We start from the raw sequence: 15003 nt of genomic DNA, 5'->3' as shown, positions 1-15003 counted from the left end.
TCGTGCTTATTTATCTTTAATATATTTTATTTTAGTTATTTACCACTTCTTTAATTTAAGTTTTCAAAATTTCAATATTTTATTCACAAGAGTTTCACGATGTGATTTTAGCTTCTAAGTATCTAAAAATAACACTTTAAGTTTTATGAGTAAAAATATTTTTCACATTTAATTTTATTGATTTTTAATGTTTTTTCACTTTTGCTATAAAAAACCCATCTGCATAATTATCTGGTAAAACTCTTTTGGCAAATGACAAGTCAAAATCATCACTTTTTGCATTAATGAAGTTAACATTTAATAAATCAAAATCTAGTAATTCTAATTTAAAATTTTCATTTCTTAACGCATTTTCTAAAACAGCTTCATTTTCTTCTCTTAAAAATGTACAAGTACTATAAACCAATTCCCCACCATGTTTTAAGGCTAGTAATGCTGAATGTAAAAGTTTTTTTTGCAAATTTGCTATTTGCTTAATTTCTTTTGTGTTTTTTTGTATTTCAAAACCCATTTTTGCAAAAGTTGAACAAGGCGCATCAAGCAAAATTTTATCAAATTTCAAAGGACAAGCTTTACCTATAGTGCGTGCGTCTTTTAAAAAGCATTTTGCAATTTTAACTTGATAATTTTCCATAGTTTTTTTTAAGGTAAAAAAGCGTGTTTTAGATAATTCACAACTTGCTAAATAACCCTCATTTTGCATAAAATTGGCCAAATTTAAACTTTTTCCACCAGGAGCTGCACACATATCTAATACATTCTCACCAGCTTTAACACCCAAAGTTTTAGCACATAAATACGAAGAATAATTTTGTATATAAAACTTACCCTCATTAAAAGCATTCATTGAGCTTAATTTACTTTTAAAAATAGTAGGTATTTTATAACAATACAAATCAATTTTTTCAAATTTTATATTTTTTTCATTTAGAATTTCTTCTAGTTTTTCATTGTCAATAAGCAAAGAATTTCTAAAAATATTGAGATATTTTTCTTGATTAAAACTTTGAAGGATTTGTTCTTTTTGCTCTTTTGTATAAATTTCATCTAAAGCTGTATTTAAATCAAGCAAGGCCATAAAAATCCTTTAAAAATAAATATGCAGCTAAAGAATCAAGTTTGCCATCTTTTTTCTTTAAATTCACTACACCAAGCTCTTGTGCGTTTTTAGAGCTAAAACTCTCATCAACAAAAAAAACTTCTTTATCAAAATCAAGTAAAGATATGAAATGCTCTATTCTTTTTCGCATTTCATCTTCACTAGATCCGCCCAAAGGAATTCCTACCACCAAAGTATTTACATCATAGTCTTTAATGTATTTTTTTACCTCATTTGCTGCTTGATTGCGGTTTTTTCTAATGATAGCTTCAAGCGGCATGGCCATGCTTTTATTAATACACAAAGCAACACCAATACGCTTTAAACCTATATCTAACGCTAAAGTATTCATATGCAAGCTCTTATTTTCACTCCAGAAATTTCCACCAGACCCTCAAGTTCATATTCATAAACTCTATCACCAAATTTTTTCAAAACTTTTTCTAAATCATTTTCATACTTTAAAAAGCTTAACAAATCATCCTCACTTTGCTCTTGATAAAGCTCTCCAAACATTTTTGCAAATTCCTCAAAATTATGAATTAAATTTGCTTTTTTTGTGGCTAAAAGTAAATTTGTTCCTTCACTTTCATCTTTCCTATGAGGTAATACATATATAGGTTTATTCATACTCAAAGCAAGCCTTGCACTTTGCATAGAACCACTTTTTAAATCAGCTTGAGCTATTATAACAACCTCACTTAAAGCAATAATAAGCCTATTTCTTAATAAAAAATCATATGGCTTTGCTTTATATTTTGCTTCATTTTCACTTAAAGCTAATGCATTTTCATAAATATTTAAAATTTCATTTGTATTAGCTTTTGGATAAATCTCATCAAGTCCATTAGCAAATATGGCTATAGTTTGAGGATAAGCTATTTTAGCTGCTTGGATATCCACACCCAAAGCCCCACCACTTACTACACAAACCTTAGTTTTTTTTAACAAAGATACTAACTCAATGAGACAATTTTTAGTATAAACGCTCATTTTTCTAGAACCTATAATAGCTACTTTTCTAGCATTTAAAAGCTCTAAATTGCCTTTATAATAAATCTTTGAAGGTGGATTTAAAAGATTTTTAAAATCTTCAATATTCTCAATAAATTTCATTTAAATATACAAGTTCAACTGAATTTAACAAATCTTTACTTTGCACCAAAGCTTTAAAAGTCTTTTCTCTTGGATGACCAATAGCTATAGCAAAACCTTTCTTTCTTGCCTCTTCTACTGCTTGTTTGAGTTGATTTTTAATATATGCTATATCATCTTCATTATCCAAAAAAACATCTCTAGCTATATAAGGCTGATTAAATTGACTTGCTAAATTTTTAGCTTTAGAATTTCCTATGGTTCTTGAATCTACAAAAATAAAATCATTTTGTTTAAAAGCATTAAATAATTTTTCCATAGCCTGCTTATTTGCAGTAAATAAACTTCCTGTATGGTTGTTAATAAATTTTACCTTTGGAAATTGTTCTTTTACAAAAGCAATACGCTTGCTTATTTTTTCCATATCATCACTAGGGTGTAAAGTGTTTAATTCTGCCTTGTCATATTTTATAGCAGCAAGAGGCAAATGCACCATAAAAAAGTCAAAATCCTTTGCAAACTCAGCTGTATAAGGATGGCGTTTATCAGGTGGAAAAAAAGATGGGATTAATTTTAAATTTGTTTTTTTAAGCATATCTACATGAGTGTGACTTGCCATATCATCTATAATAATTGCTAGACGAGGTTTGGTATTTTTTTGCACTAGGATTTGAGTTTTATTATCCTCATTTTTATCTGATATATTTTGCTCTTTATTGATTAATTCTTTACTTGTATTTTGATCTATTACTTCTAAAATTAAAGTTTGATTATCCTCTTTAGTTTGATTTAACTCTGTATTTACAGGGTTTAAATTTAAAATTTCACTAATGTTTTTATCTAAAAATTCTAATTTTTCATTTTCTAAAGTCAAATTTATATCATTAAAACTAAAATTATTTTCTTGCTCTTTTGTAGGTGGTAATAGTTCTTTTTTAACTATGGTTTGATTATAGTCTAAGGTTTTATTTTCTTCTTTTTTTAAAAACAAAGCTCCAAATGCAAAAAGAAAAATTCCAATTACAACAAGACAAAGTGCTAGAAGCACTTTGTATTTTTTATTTATAGTTTTCAAATTAGTTTTTATCTTTATCAACTAATTTTTTAGCACTAATCCAAGGCATCATAGCACGAAGTTCGCGTCCTGTTTTTTCTATCAAAGAATCATTCATTAATTTACGCTCTGCATGCATTCTTGCAAAATTCGCTCTTCTTTCTAAGATAAAATCTTTAGCAAAACTTCCATTTTGTATATCTTTTAAAACACCTTTCATAGCCTCTTTAGTTTCTTTGGTAATAATCTTAGGCCCTGTGATATAATCTCCATATTCAGCAGTATTAGAAACAGAATATCTCATATCAGCAATACCACCTTGATAAATCAAATCTACAATTAATTTCATTTCATGCAAACACTCAAAATACGCCATTTCAGGTTCATACCCTGCTTCAACTAAGGTTTCAAAACCAGCTTGGATTAAAGCACTAAGTCCTCCACAAAGCACCGCTTGTTCGCCAAATAAATCTGTTTCAGTTTCAGCTTTAAAAGTCGTTTCTATAATACCTGTTCTACCACCACCTATAGCACTAGCATAACTTAAAGCTAAATTTTTAGCATTTTTACTTTCATCTTGGTGGATAGCAATTAAACAAGGAGTGCCCCCGCCTATACTAAATTCATGTCTTACAGTATGACCTGGAGCTTTAGGAGCTATCATAATCACATCTATACCTTTTGGAGCAACAATTTGTCCATAATGGATATTAAATCCATGTGCAAATGCTAGAGTTTTACCTGCTTTTAATTCAGGTTTAATTTCTTCATTAAAAATTTCACTTTGAATTTCATCAGGAGCTAAAATCATAATCAAATCTGCTTCTTTAGTAGCTTCTTTTACACTTTTTACTATAAAATTTGCTTTTTGAGCTTTTGCCCAACTTTGCCCACCCTCTTTTAACCCTATGATCACTTCTACACCACTATCTCTTAAATTCATAGCATGAGCATGACCTTGAGAGCCAAAACCTATAATAGCTACTTTTTTTGATTTTATTAAATTAATATCACAATCTTTATCATAATAAATTGACACAGCCATTATGCACTCCTAAAATTAAAATTAAAGCAAAGATTATAACTAAAAAATATAAATTTAATCCTTTTATGATAAAATTTAAGTTTTGAAAAAATTACTATAAAGAGTATTATGAAAGAATTATTTAATCAACTAAGCTATGGTCTAAATGCTGATGAAATTACCAATAAAAGTAAGCAAATCATTAGAGAGTTGCTAACTTGCGATATTATTAAATTTTATAAAAACAAATACTATTTAAAAGATGGCTTTACTTTTGGTAAGATTGATATTTCAGCTAATGGAACGGGATTTTTAGAAAGTTTTGATCCTGTTTTTAAGCGTGATTTGCTTGTGGAAAATAAAAATTTAAAAGGAGCAAATTATGCTGATATAGTTGTAGCAAAATTACTTCCTCTTAAAAAAAAGCGTCCAAGTGCTAAAGTTATCTTAATACTTAAAAGAGCCCATGAAACTTCTTTGGTTATAACTAAAAAATACGGCGAAGCAGTCCTTGGAGTAAATATTCAAACAGGACTCACATATGCCTTAAAAGCCTCTCAAAAATCCTTAAAAACTCTACCTTTAGGAACTATTTTAAAAATAGAAAATCATGATAATAATATCACTGAAGTGATAGGACATATTGATGATGATTTTGTAGATGATAAAATTTCCTTAGCACTTTTTAATAAAAATGCAGTTTTTGATAATTTATGTGAAAATGAAGCAAGAGCTTATGGAAATGAAGTTGATGCGAGTATGTATCCATCAAGAAAAGATCTTAGAAATTTAAATTTTTGTACCATTGATCCAATTGATGCAAAAGATTTTGATGATGCAATTTATTATGATAAAAATGAGCATGCTATTTATGTAGCCATAGCTGATGTAAGTGCTTATGTGCATGCTTATAGTGCTATTGATAAAGAAGCAAGATCAAGGGGTTTTTCGATTTATTTTCCTCATATTGCTATACCTATGCTACCAAGAGCTTTGAGTGAAAATATTTGCTCACTAAAACCTAATGAAGATAGGTTAGCATTTTGTTTTAAAATAAGCTTAGATCAAAACAATGAAGTGATTAAAGAAGAGCTTTTTGAGGCTATTATCAACTCAAAACGCCGTTTTAATTACGATGAAGTTGATGAGTATTTACAAAAGCAAGAAGATTTAGGCGCAATCAATTGGCTTTATGAGGTTTTCAAAATCACTCAAAATTTACGAAAAAAACGATTAAAAAATGCTTGTGAGTTTAAAACCCAAGAGCTAAGAATGACTTTAGATGAAAATAATAAACTCATAAAAACACGCCTTGAAAATGACACTGCTTCGCATAATTTAATCGAAGATTGCATGCTTTTAGCTAATAAAGCTGCAGCAAAACTCATTGATATAGGAGTTTTTAGAAATCATTTAAGTCCTGATTATAAAAAAATAGATCAATTGCTAGCTGATCTTTCAACACTTAGTATAGATATTAATCCTAAAAATAATGTCATAGAATTATTTAAAGACATTCAAGTCTTAGCAAATGAGCTAAATATAAGAGAAGAAGTAGATAAACTCATCATCAAGGCGCAAAAAAAAGCAGAATATTCTAGTGAAAATGCAGGGCATTTTGGCTTAGGTTTTGATAAATATACCCATTTTACAAGTCCTATTAGAAGATATTCTGATCTTATATTGCATAGACTTTTAAAAGCTAAAATCAATAATGATGAAAAAATGTTTAATTATTTGCTTTTAAATATACAAAGTACTTGCGAGGAGTTAAGCTTATTAGAAAGAGAAGCAGATAAGGTTGCTTGGCATTTTATGGATAGAAAATTTGCAAGATGGGCAAAAGAAAATATAGGAAAAAGATTTAAGGCTTTAGTGGTAGAAAATCAAAGTTCATTGCAAGTAAAATTAAATGATGAAATTAAGGGAGCTTTGATTACCATCATAGGTTCAAGGGCAAATTTATTAGAAAACATAGAAGTGGAAATCACTGAAGTAGATATTGTTAGTGCTAAAATTTTTGGCAAAATCACCAAGCATTTTAGTTTAGAAAGAAACCAAAATGTATAAAAATCAACTCCAAAGCTTACTTAATGGTAATAGTTTTCCTAATTATTTCTTACTTTATGGAGCGGATAATTTCCAAATAGAGCTTTATACTAAATTTATTAAAGACAAATACTCTTTTGATGAGAGTTTAAGATTTTATTTTGAAGAATATGATTTTAAGCAAGCATATGATTATTTATCTAGCGCTTCCTTATTTAGCGAAAGAAAATTGCTAGAAATCAAAACTCAAAAGAAAATCCCAAATAAAGAACTCAAGCAACTTTTACAGCTTTGTCAAAATTCGCAAGATAATTATTTTTTACTTGAAATTTATGATGAAAGCTCCAAACAAAGTGAAGCGGAGAAAATTTTTGCTAATAATTTTTGTAGATTTTATAAAGTAAATTCAGCTAAGGAAGGCATGGAATTACTAGCTTTAAAAGCTAAAGAATTAAATATTAACATTACTCAAAATGCCCTTTATGCTCTTTTTTATAATTTTAATGAAAATTTATATTTAGCGGCTAATGAGTTAAATAAATTTAGTGGTCTAAATATCGATGAAAAAATCATCCAAGAGCATTGTTATAGTTTAAGTACTATTAGTTTTGAAAGTTTTTTTGATAAATTAATGCAAAAAAAAGATTTAAGGAATGAACTTGAAAATATTTTAGAAAATTACAATGAAATAGCATTGATTAATGCCTTATATGCAAATTTTTCTAGACTTTTTAAAATAGCTTTACATATTAAAATTTATGGAAATTTAGACTTAAAAGAAATTTTAGGCTATGCTCCACCTATTTCTGTGGCGCAAAATCTTCAAAAACAAGCTCTTATGATTAAAATATCACAATATAAAAATATCTTTCTGACACTTTGTAATTGCGAATATGAATTAAAAAAGAATTCTAAAATAGAAAAAAAAGAATTTTTAATCGCAACACTTTTACAACTTAGCTCCATATTAAAAAGTTAAATTAAGAAAACTTATGGTAGAATGAAATTTGCATTTTATGCAAAATCCTTGCCTAAAATTTTAGGCTTTATATCCATAAGGAGAAATTAAATGAGACATTATGAAGTTTTATTCATATTAAAACCAACACTTACAGAAGAAGAAGTAAGTGCTAAGTTGGAATTCGTAAAAGAAGTCCTTACAAAAAATGGCGCAGAAATTGAAAGCGTAGTTCCAATGGGAACAAGAAAACTTGCGTACAAAATTAAAAAATACGAAAGAGGAACTTATTTTGTGATTTATTTCAAAGCTCCTACAAATTTAATAGCAGAGCTTGAAAGGGTATTAAGAATCACTGAAGAAGTAATCAGATTTTTAATCGTAAAATATGAAAATAAAAAAGAAATTGCAGCTTGGGAAAGACTAAGCAAGGGTATCAAACAAAATAAAAAAGAAATTAAAGCTAGTGAAAGCACAGAAGGCTAATTAATGTTTAACAAAGTCGTTTTAGTAGGGAATCTTACAAGGGACATAGAAATGCGTTATGCTCCATCAGGTAGCGCAATAGGCTCTTCTGCTATAGCTGTAACAAGAAGATTTAGTACAAATACAGGAGAAAAAAGAGAGGAAACCTGCTTTATCGACATTAGTTTTTTTGGAAGAACTGCAGAAATTGCTAATCAATACCTTAACAAAGGTAGTAAAATTTTAATCGAAGGTCGTTTGAGATTTGAGCAATGGAGCGATCAAAATGGACAAAACAGATCAAAACATAGTATTCAAGTTGAAAATTTAGAAATGCTAGGTTCAACTGTGCAAAATAATCAACAAAGTAATTTTGAAAATCAAAATTATGGTTATAATCAAAATTTTAATCAACAACAAAGCTTTGATCCTTATGCTCAAGTACAAACTAGAACAAATTCATCTAATAATACCTATCAAAATCCTCAAAAGGAAGCCCCTATGAAGGAAATTGATATTGATAAATATGATGATGATACAGAATTACCATTTTAAAGGAAAAAACATGGCAGAAAAAAGAAAATACTCACGCAAATATTGTAAATATACTGAAGCTAAAGTTGATTTTATAGACTATAAAGATACAGCATTGCTAAAACATGCTTTATCAGAAAGATTTAAAATTATGCCACGCCGTTTAACAGGCACTAGCAAAAAACACCAAGAAATGGTTGAAGTTGCTATTAAGCGTGCAAGACATGTAGCACTTATCCCTTATATCGTAGATAGAAAAGAAGTTGTTACTAATCCTTTTGAAGGACTATAATTATTAAATCAAACCCAAGCTTTTTAAGCTTGGGAAAATAAAAGGTTGTTTTATGTTTTCAGATATAGAATCTGAAATTTATGTTATTTTACTTGCATCCGTTGCTATTATAGCAGTTTTAAATCCTTTTGGAAATCTTCCACAATTTATTGCAATGACTGAAGGTTTAGATGCTGATACAAGAAAAAAACTTTTTAGAAATATCATTTACACTGCATTTTGTATTGTTTTAGTTTTTTTACTTTCTGGACCATTTATCATGAAATATTTATTTAAAATAGATATTAATGATTTACGAGTTGCAGGTGGTTTGATTTTAATCATTATGAGTACAAAAAATCTACTTTTTACCCCATCAAGCACTCAATTTCAACACTATCAAGGATTAAGCCACAAAGAATTATTAAAAAAAAGTATAGTGCCAATGGCATTTCCTATGCTTGTAGGACCTGGAACACTTTCTACCATAGTAGTTATTTCAGAAGATCAAAATTTAGCTATAGCCATAGCTTCTGTATTACTTACTTTTGCTTTTATTTTTGCTTTATTTCACTTTTCAGCTACTATTGAAAAAGTTATCGGTAAGCTTGTGCTTTATGTTTTTTCGCGTATTGCTTTAGTTTTTATTATGGCTATGGGAGTAAAAATGATAGCTATTGGGGTTCAAACTTACATTCAATCTACCTAGGATAAATAAAAAAACTTTTTTGTAAAAACACTTCTTCATTTACTGCTTTATTAGTATTTAACAACACACTAATATTTACCGCTACAATACTTTTTGCATGAACATACTTTGCAATTAATTTATTATTTTTACATTCACCCAAAGGATAAGCATAATCAATTCGTATTTTTATATTATTATATTCAAAATTATATTCACTTAAGCATTCTTTACCCTCCAAATAGGCTTGATATAAAAAATATTTAGAAAGCTCTTTTGCATCATGAAGTAAAATATTTCCTTGAGTATAAAGCGCTAAATCTTTCATAATTCTTGGTGGATATGAAGAAATTTTTATTATAAACGCCATAATAAAAGAAATAAATAAAATAAAAAATATTGTATATATCATTGCAAATGATTTTTTCACAAAAGCATCCATTTATCTAAACATCTATTTTGAGTATTACTGCAAATTGTAATTTTTAATAACTCACCATCATGCTTGAAAATAAGTTTTGAAATATTTTGAGCTAATAAAAATACTTGTTTGTTATGATTTAAATCATCAATTTGCATATAAATATTTTTATTTTTCAAATACACCTTAATATAAGCATATAAAATAGTATAAAATCCGCTAAAACTCTCATCAAAAAAATTGATTTTTTCTCTATCATCAACTAATATTTTATAGATTTTTGAATTTTTTATATCATAAATATACATATAATCACTAGTATATATTTTCAACTTCTTCATACTATGCATATCTTTATAATTGCTCAAAATTCCTTCAGAAATTCCATTTTCTATAAAATGCAAATTACTTTTTGGACTAAAAAAACTTTCATTATTTTCTAAAATAATACCACTGAAGTTTAATTTTTTTAATGACAAATCATAAAAAATATCATCATTTGCACTCATATAACACTCAAAAGAATTACTTGTAAATATTGCATTCAAGCAAGAATTATAAATTTTCTCCATGCTAAGTAAAGCTTGATTTAAATCAAAAAATATTTCACTAGATTTTTTAACATTAAAACTATAATTATAAATATACATAGCTGGATTAATTAAAATAGTAATCAAAATACCCAAAATAACAAGGCTTAACGCAAGTTCCAATAAACTAAAAGCCTTTGTCATCTATAAAAGCTTCTTTATAGGATAAATCTTTTATTTTTAAAGATTTGAGTTTAAATTCATCACTAGTGTATTCTAAAAAGTTGTAAGTATTTATATTTATCTCTTTTGCTTTATATGAAGGAATTTTATTTAGCAATTCTTTTTCTTCATTAAAAAGGGTTTGATTTTGCCATATAACATTTAAAGATTTATTTGTAAATACAAGATAATAAGATCCAAAAATAAAAGATAAAATTACAATACAAAAAGCAAGCTCTAGGAGACTAAAAGCTTGCTTCATTTATTTAAACTTGCATTAAAAGCTTCAAAAAAAGCACCACGTAAAGCTCTTTTTTCCAAAGCTTCAATTCCTTTTATAGTTACCCCTGCTGGAGAACAAATTTTTTCTTTAATAATAGCAGGATGAGCATGATTAAACAAAGCACTAAAGCTTTCAAAACTTGCGCGAGTAAGCTCATAACTAAGCTCATTTTTTAAACCATTTTTCACACCTGCATTAGCTAAACTTTCTGCTACCAAAGCTAAAAATGCAGGAGCACAACCGCTCAAAACCATAGCTATATCAAATTCTTTTTCATTTTGCAAACTTATGGCTTTACCAAAAGTATTTAACAAAGATAAAATTTCATCTTTAAATAAATCTTTTTCCATTAAATAAGCAGTTGTAGAAGCTTTAAATTCGGCTGCTGTATTTGGCATAATTTTCACATAATTTTGTGCATCAATACAATGAAGCCGCTCAAAAGTAGTGTTTGCTAAAACCGAAATAAGCCATCTTGCCTTGCCTTTTAATTTAACAGCTACTTCTTCTAACGCATAAGGTTTAAAAGCCAAAATAATATTTTTATTATCCATATCAAACTCATCATATGATAATACTTTTAAATTTAAACCACTAGCTTTTTTTAAATCCCTAGCAACAATAACTACTTTATAAGTATCCTCTAAACCTTTAGCTATAGCACTTGCCATAGCACCATTTCCTAAAATATAAATTTCAGACATTATTTTGTTTGTTTAATAAAAGCTGAAATCTTTTCAGACTGAAAATAATTAGGATATTTGCTTGTATCTAAAATCACTTGCACTAAAGAGTTATTATCATAATTCATCACAACAGGTGCTAAAAAATTTACCGTAGATTCTTCTAATGGCTCATTAATAGCCACTATAACAAACACACCAAAATTAGTTTGCTCATTTAAAGCTAATAATTCTTGATAATAATCAGGCACTTCAAAATCATAATCAGGACGGATCATATAAGGATCAATCATCACAAAAGAAAAATCTTTACCATCAAGGCTTTTAAGTCTATAAAAAACCTCGTCTATTTTATAAAAATTCATATTTTTGGTATCTTCAAAACCTAAAATAGGACATTTAACTTCTAAGTTCATCTTGCCTCCTAAAATCTATTGACTAAGAAATTACAACTCATTAAGCAATTTTAGTTCCAATTTTAAAAATTACACTAATTAAGAGTTTTTGACTATAATTTTAGTTTTAAAAATTAACAATTTCATAAACATAAAAACATTATAATTACAATTATTAAATTTATAAGGTAACACAATGAAAAAACTTTTTATTTTTTCACTTATTATTGCAGGTTTATTTTTAGGAGCATGTAGCTCGAAAAAAGCTGAAGATTTATATAATCTAAGTTCTATGGAATGGTATCAACAAATTATAAAAGATTTACAAGAAAAAAATCTTGAAGCAGCTGATAAACACTATACTTCAATGGCAGGTGAACATATTGCTGATCCATTATTAGAACAAACTTTACTTATATTAGCTCAAGCTCATATTAGTGAAGAAGAATATGAAATGGCAAATTTTTATCTTGATGAATATTTAAACAAATTTGGTGATTCTAAAAATGTAGCTTATATAAGATATTTAAAAATCAAAGCTAAATTTGACTCTTTTGCTGTTCCAAATCGTAACCAAGCTTTAATGCTAAAAACAATAGAAGAAATCAAAGAATACAATCAAAACTATCCTAATGTACAATATAATGATTTAATCGATACTATGCTAACTAAATTTAATCTTGCAGTTTTTTACCTTGATACAAGTATAGCAGAGTTATATCAGAAAAAAAACAGAGAACAAAGCTATGAGATTTATAAGCAAAAAATCGAAAATTCCGATTTTAATAAAATCGATATGATTAAACCAGAACTTCCATGGTATAGAAAAATATTTGAAGAAGGTATAATGTAATGAAATTAGAAAATACTCAAAACTATCCAACAAAACTTCCCATTCTTGTAGAAGATGAGCTTTTTTTATACCCTTTTATGATAACACCTATTTTTTTAAATGATATGCAAAATATTAAAGCCTTAGATACCGCTTTACAAAATGAAAGTATGATTTTTGTGGCACCATCAAAAATTGAAGGTGGGCGTGGCTTTGATGATATATATGATTGTGGTGTCATTGGGAGTATTATGAGAAAAGTTCCACTGCCTGATGGCAGGATTAAAATTTTATTCCAAGGATATGCAAAAGCCAAGATTGTTGAGAGAATTTCGGATGATCCTTTATATGCTTTAGTTGATTTAATTCATCAAGAGCCAATTTGTAATACAAAAAAAGAAGCTATTATAGAAGTAGTTAGAGAAAAAGCCAAAGCTTTATCGACTGTGAGTCATTATTTTCCACCTGATCTTTTAAGAACTATAGAAGAAGATGTCGAGCCTAGCAGAATTTGTGATCTAATATTAAATTCTATTAAAATCAAAAAACAACAAGCTTATGAATTTTTTATCGAAACTAATTTAGAAACTAAGCTTTTAAATTTAATTGATTATTTAGCTAAAGAAATTGAAGCAAATAAAATCCAAAAAGAAATCAAAAATAAAGTTCATTCTAAAATTGACAAGGTTAATAAAGAATACTTTTTAAAAGAACAACTCAAACAAATTCAAAGAGAGCTTGGAAGCGATATACAAAAAGAAAGCGAAGTAGAGGAATATAATAAAAAATTAGAAAAGAAAAAAGCTTTTATGTATGAAGAGGCTTATAAAGAAATCAAAAAGCAAATTCAAAAATACGAAAGAATTCATCAAGATAATTCAGAAGCTTCTATGGTGCAAACTTACATAGAAACGGTTTTAGATATACCTTTTGAGCACTCCTCAAAGAAAAAACTAAATTTAAAAGATGTATCTTTACAACTCAATAGTGATCACTATGCCCTAGAAAAACCAAAAGAGCGTATTGAAGAATACTTTGCAGTTAAAGAACTTTTAGAAAAACGCAAGATTAAAGATAGAGATGGTGCAAAAGTCATCTTGTGCTTAGTTGGTCCTCCTGGTGTTGGCAAGACTTCTTTAGCAAATTCAGTCGCAAAGGCATTAAAAAGAGAGTTAGTGCGCATAGCTTTAGGTGGTTTAGAAGATGTTAATGAACTAAGAGGACATAGAAGAACCTATATAGGAGCTATGCCAGGACGCATTATACAAGGACTTATAGAAGCAAAACAAAGCAACCCAGTAGTTGTGCTTGATGAGATTGATAAACTAAGTCGCAATCATAGAGGAGATCCAAGTGCAGTTTTACTTGAAATCTTAGATCCTGAACAAAATACTAAATTTAGAGATTATTATCTAAATTTCAACATCGATTTAAGCAAAATCATTTTCATAGCTACTGCAAATGATGCAAGTTTAATTCCACCTGCTCTAAAAGATAGAATGGAATTTATAGAACTTAGCTCTTACACCCCTCAAGAGAAATTCCAAATAGCCAAAAACTATCTCATACCTGATGAAATAAAAAAACATGGATTAAAAAAAGAAGAAATAAGCTTTAGTGATGATGCTATAGAATTAATAGTAAATGAATATACTAGAGAATCAGGTGTAAGAAATTTAAGAAGAAAAATTGCTGAAATTTGTAGAAAATGTGTCAAAAAACTTCTTTTAGAAAAAGATATTAAAAATATTGAAATTAATGATAAAAATTTAAAAGATTTTTTAAGTAAAAAAGTCTTTGAAATAGAAAAGCACGAAAAAGAAAATAAAATCGGACAGGTAAATGGACTTGCTTGGACTGCAGTAGGTGGAGATGTATTGAAAATCGAAGCCATTAAAATCAAAGGCAAGGGTGATCTAACTTTAACAGGGAGCTTAGGCGATGTAATGAAAGAATCAGCAAAAATTGCTCAAAGTCTTGTTAAGAATTTAATCGATGATGAACAAATTAAAGTCTCAAAGAAACTTTTCTACAAAGAAGATGAAAACATATACAATCAATACAATCTTCACATTCATGTACCAGATGGAGCCACTCCAAAAGACGGACCAAGTGCAGGCATAACTATTACCACAGCCATTGCTTCTATTTTTAGCGACAAGAAAGTAAAATCAAATGTTGCAATGACTGGAGAAATTGATCTAATGGGCAATGTTTTACCAATAGGTGGTTTAAAAGAAAAACTTATTGCTGCTTATAAAGCTGATATTAAAACAGCCATTATCCCACATAAAAACTATGAAAGAGATTTGAAAGATATTCCTGAAGAAGTAGTAAAAAATATGAAAATTATTGGGGTGAAAAATTTACAAGAAGTTTTAAAAATAGCTCTTATCTAAA

General features: G+C 28.0%; 18 protein-coding genes. 8 read left to right on the top strand and 10 right to left on the bottom strand.

The features are described 5' to 3' along the window. Positions 1-184: 184 nt before the first annotated feature. From L8V85_RS00735 to ilvC, 5 genes are read right to left on the bottom strand one after another with little or no spacing between them, the layout of a single operon-like run. Entirely contained in the window at positions 185-1078 is an 894-nt protein-coding gene (locus tag L8V85_RS00735) for an RsmB/NOP family class I SAM-dependent RNA methyltransferase (RefSeq protein WP_263737237.1), read from the bottom strand. After that, a complete protein-coding gene (ruvX, locus tag L8V85_RS00730) occupies positions 1065-1451 on the bottom strand; it encodes a Holliday junction resolvase RuvX (protein WP_220567240.1) in 387 nt (128 codons plus the stop codon). Before ruvX ends, L8V85_RS00735 begins: the two co-directional genes overlap by 14 nt. Beyond that, complete coding sequence (locus tag L8V85_RS00725) at positions 1448-2215, bottom strand: DNA-protecting protein DprA (protein ID WP_263737236.1); 768 nt, start codon at positions 2213-2215, stop codon at positions 1448-1450. The genes ruvX and L8V85_RS00725 overlap by 4 nt, the downstream gene beginning before the upstream one ends. Next, positions 2202-3269, bottom strand: a complete 1068-nt coding sequence (locus L8V85_RS00720) for a divergent polysaccharide deacetylase family protein (RefSeq protein WP_263737235.1) — start codon at positions 3267-3269, stop codon at positions 2202-2204. Before L8V85_RS00720 ends, L8V85_RS00725 begins: the two co-directional genes overlap by 14 nt. A 1-nt stretch (position 3270) precedes the next feature. Continuing rightward, positions 3271-4293: a ketol-acid reductoisomerase gene (gene ilvC, locus L8V85_RS00715; protein ID WP_012661655.1), complete on the bottom strand. Its 1023-nt coding sequence runs from the start codon at positions 4291-4293 to the stop codon at positions 3271-3273. A gap of 108 nt (positions 4294-4401) precedes the next feature. On the opposite strand from ilvC, the gene L8V85_RS00710 reads away from it, so the two are divergent. The 6 genes from L8V85_RS00710 (at position 4402) to L8V85_RS00685 (ending at position 9258) form a co-directional block, all read left to right on the top strand. Next, positions 4402-6342 (top strand): VacB/RNase II family 3'-5' exoribonuclease, encoded by a 1941-nt coding sequence (locus L8V85_RS00710; protein WP_263737234.1) that lies wholly within the window; start codon positions 4402-4404, stop codon positions 6340-6342. Continuing rightward, positions 6335-7300: a DNA polymerase III subunit delta gene (gene holA / locus L8V85_RS00705; RefSeq protein WP_263737233.1), complete on the top strand. Its 966-nt coding sequence runs from the start codon at positions 6335-6337 to the stop codon at positions 7298-7300. The genes L8V85_RS00710 and holA overlap by 8 nt, the downstream gene beginning before the upstream one ends. 90 nt (positions 7301-7390) lie before the next feature. Continuing rightward, complete coding sequence (rpsF, locus tag L8V85_RS00700) at positions 7391-7765, top strand: 30S ribosomal protein S6 (RefSeq protein WP_133318789.1); 375 nt, start codon at positions 7391-7393, stop codon at positions 7763-7765. Between the two features lie 3 nt (positions 7766-7768). Beyond that, on the top strand, positions 7769-8299 hold the full coding sequence (locus L8V85_RS00695) for a single-stranded DNA-binding protein (protein WP_133318788.1): 531 nt from the start codon (positions 7769-7771) through the stop codon (positions 8297-8299). 10 nt (positions 8300-8309) lie between these two features. Continuing rightward, complete coding sequence (rpsR, locus tag L8V85_RS00690) at positions 8310-8570, top strand: 30S ribosomal protein S18 (RefSeq protein WP_039618521.1); 261 nt, start codon at positions 8310-8312, stop codon at positions 8568-8570. 52 nt (positions 8571-8622) lie between these two features. Beyond that, positions 8623-9258 (top strand): MarC family protein, encoded by a 636-nt coding sequence (locus L8V85_RS00685; RefSeq protein ID WP_263660959.1) that lies wholly within the window; start codon positions 8623-8625, stop codon positions 9256-9258. Here the strand turns inward: L8V85_RS00685 and L8V85_RS00680 are convergent. The 5 genes from L8V85_RS00680 to fliW all read right to left on the bottom strand — a co-directional run bounded on the left by L8V85_RS00680 (position 9251) and on the right by fliW (position 11792). Beyond that, the gene (locus tag L8V85_RS00680) at positions 9251-9565 is read right to left on the bottom strand and encodes a hypothetical protein (protein WP_263737232.1); all 315 of its coding nucleotides are present in this window, start codon (positions 9563-9565) and stop codon (positions 9251-9253) included. The two genes, L8V85_RS00685 and L8V85_RS00680, sit on opposite strands and share 8 nt — an antisense overlap. 98 nt (positions 9566-9663) lie before the next feature. After that, positions 9664-10392 (bottom strand): hypothetical protein, encoded by a 729-nt coding sequence (locus tag L8V85_RS00675; protein WP_263737231.1) that lies wholly within the window; start codon positions 10390-10392, stop codon positions 9664-9666. After that, positions 10376-10672 (bottom strand): hypothetical protein, encoded by a 297-nt coding sequence (locus L8V85_RS00670; RefSeq protein ID WP_263659081.1) that lies wholly within the window; start codon positions 10670-10672, stop codon positions 10376-10378. The genes L8V85_RS00675 and L8V85_RS00670 overlap by 17 nt, the downstream gene beginning before the upstream one ends. Next, a complete protein-coding gene (locus L8V85_RS00665; protein WP_263659080.1) occupies positions 10669-11397 on the bottom strand; it encodes a pyrroline-5-carboxylate reductase in 729 nt (242 codons plus the stop codon). The genes L8V85_RS00670 and L8V85_RS00665 overlap by 4 nt, the downstream gene beginning before the upstream one ends. Next, entirely contained in the window at positions 11397-11792 is a 396-nt protein-coding gene (gene fliW, locus L8V85_RS00660; protein ID WP_012661666.1) for a flagellar assembly protein FliW, read from the bottom strand. Before fliW ends, L8V85_RS00665 begins: the two co-directional genes overlap by 1 nt. A 175-nt stretch (positions 11793-11967) precedes the next feature. On the opposite strand from fliW, the gene bamD reads away from it, so the two are divergent. After that, positions 11968-12624 carry an outer membrane protein assembly factor BamD gene (gene bamD / locus L8V85_RS00655; protein WP_133318782.1) on the top strand — a complete coding sequence of 219 codons (657 nt, stop codon included), beginning with the start codon at positions 11968-11970 and terminating at the stop codon, positions 12622-12624. Continuing rightward, positions 12624-15002, top strand: coding sequence for an endopeptidase La (gene lon / locus L8V85_RS00650; RefSeq protein WP_133318781.1), 2379 nt, complete (start codon positions 12624-12626; stop codon positions 15000-15002). Before bamD ends, lon begins: the two co-directional genes overlap by 1 nt. Position 15003 lies beyond the last annotated feature (1 nt).

This window comes from Campylobacter sp. IFREMER_LSEM_CL2090 (assembly GCF_025771865.1).
GTDB classification, from domain to species: Bacteria; Campylobacterota; Campylobacteria; order Campylobacterales; family Campylobacteraceae; genus Campylobacter_D; species Campylobacter_D lari_D.
This window is presented reverse-complemented; position numbering and strand designations above follow the sequence as displayed.

What these genes read in the sequence shown, in the direction of transcription:
- L8V85_RS00735 (WP_263737237.1), bottom strand. Translation starts at nt 1,078, where the DNA reads ATGGCCTTGCTTGATTTAAATACAGCTTTAGATGAAATTTATACAAAA.
- ruvX (WP_220567240.1), bottom strand. Translation starts at nt 1,451, where the DNA reads ATGAATACTTTAGCGTTAGATATAGGTTTAAAGCGTATTGGTGTTGCT.
- L8V85_RS00725 (WP_263737236.1), bottom strand. Translation starts at nt 2,215, where the DNA reads ATGAAATTTATTGAGAATATTGAAGATTTTAAAAATCTTTTAAATCCA.
- ilvC (WP_012661655.1), bottom strand. Translation starts at nt 4,293, where the DNA reads ATGGCTGTGTCAATTTATTATGATAAAGATTGTGATATTAATTTAATA.
- L8V85_RS00710 (WP_263737234.1), top strand. Translation starts at nt 4,402, where the DNA reads ATGAAAGAATTATTTAATCAACTAAGCTATGGTCTAAATGCTGATGAA.
- holA (WP_263737233.1), top strand. Translation starts at nt 6,335, where the DNA reads ATGTATAAAAATCAACTCCAAAGCTTACTTAATGGTAATAGTTTTCCT.
- rpsF (WP_133318789.1), top strand. Translation starts at nt 7,391, where the DNA reads ATGAGACATTATGAAGTTTTATTCATATTAAAACCAACACTTACAGAA.
- L8V85_RS00695 (WP_133318788.1), top strand. Translation starts at nt 7,769, where the DNA reads ATGTTTAACAAAGTCGTTTTAGTAGGGAATCTTACAAGGGACATAGAA.
- rpsR (WP_039618521.1), top strand. Translation starts at nt 8,310, where the DNA reads ATGGCAGAAAAAAGAAAATACTCACGCAAATATTGTAAATATACTGAA.
- L8V85_RS00685 (WP_263660959.1), top strand. Translation starts at nt 8,623, where the DNA reads ATGTTTTCAGATATAGAATCTGAAATTTATGTTATTTTACTTGCATCC.
- L8V85_RS00680 (WP_263737232.1), bottom strand. Translation starts at nt 9,565, where the DNA reads ATGAAAGATTTAGCGCTTTATACTCAAGGAAATATTTTACTTCATGAT.
- L8V85_RS00675 (WP_263737231.1), bottom strand. Translation starts at nt 10,392, where the DNA reads ATGACAAAGGCTTTTAGTTTATTGGAACTTGCGTTAAGCCTTGTTATT.
- L8V85_RS00670 (WP_263659081.1), bottom strand. Translation starts at nt 10,672, where the DNA reads ATGAAGCAAGCTTTTAGTCTCCTAGAGCTTGCTTTTTGTATTGTAATT.
- L8V85_RS00665 (WP_263659080.1), bottom strand. Translation starts at nt 11,397, where the DNA reads ATGTCTGAAATTTATATTTTAGGAAATGGTGCTATGGCAAGTGCTATA.
- fliW (WP_012661666.1), bottom strand. Translation starts at nt 11,792, where the DNA reads ATGAACTTAGAAGTTAAATGTCCTATTTTAGGTTTTGAAGATACCAAA.
- bamD (WP_133318782.1), top strand. Translation starts at nt 11,968, where the DNA reads ATGAAAAAACTTTTTATTTTTTCACTTATTATTGCAGGTTTATTTTTA.
- lon (WP_133318781.1), top strand. Translation starts at nt 12,624, where the DNA reads ATGAAATTAGAAAATACTCAAAACTATCCAACAAAACTTCCCATTCTT.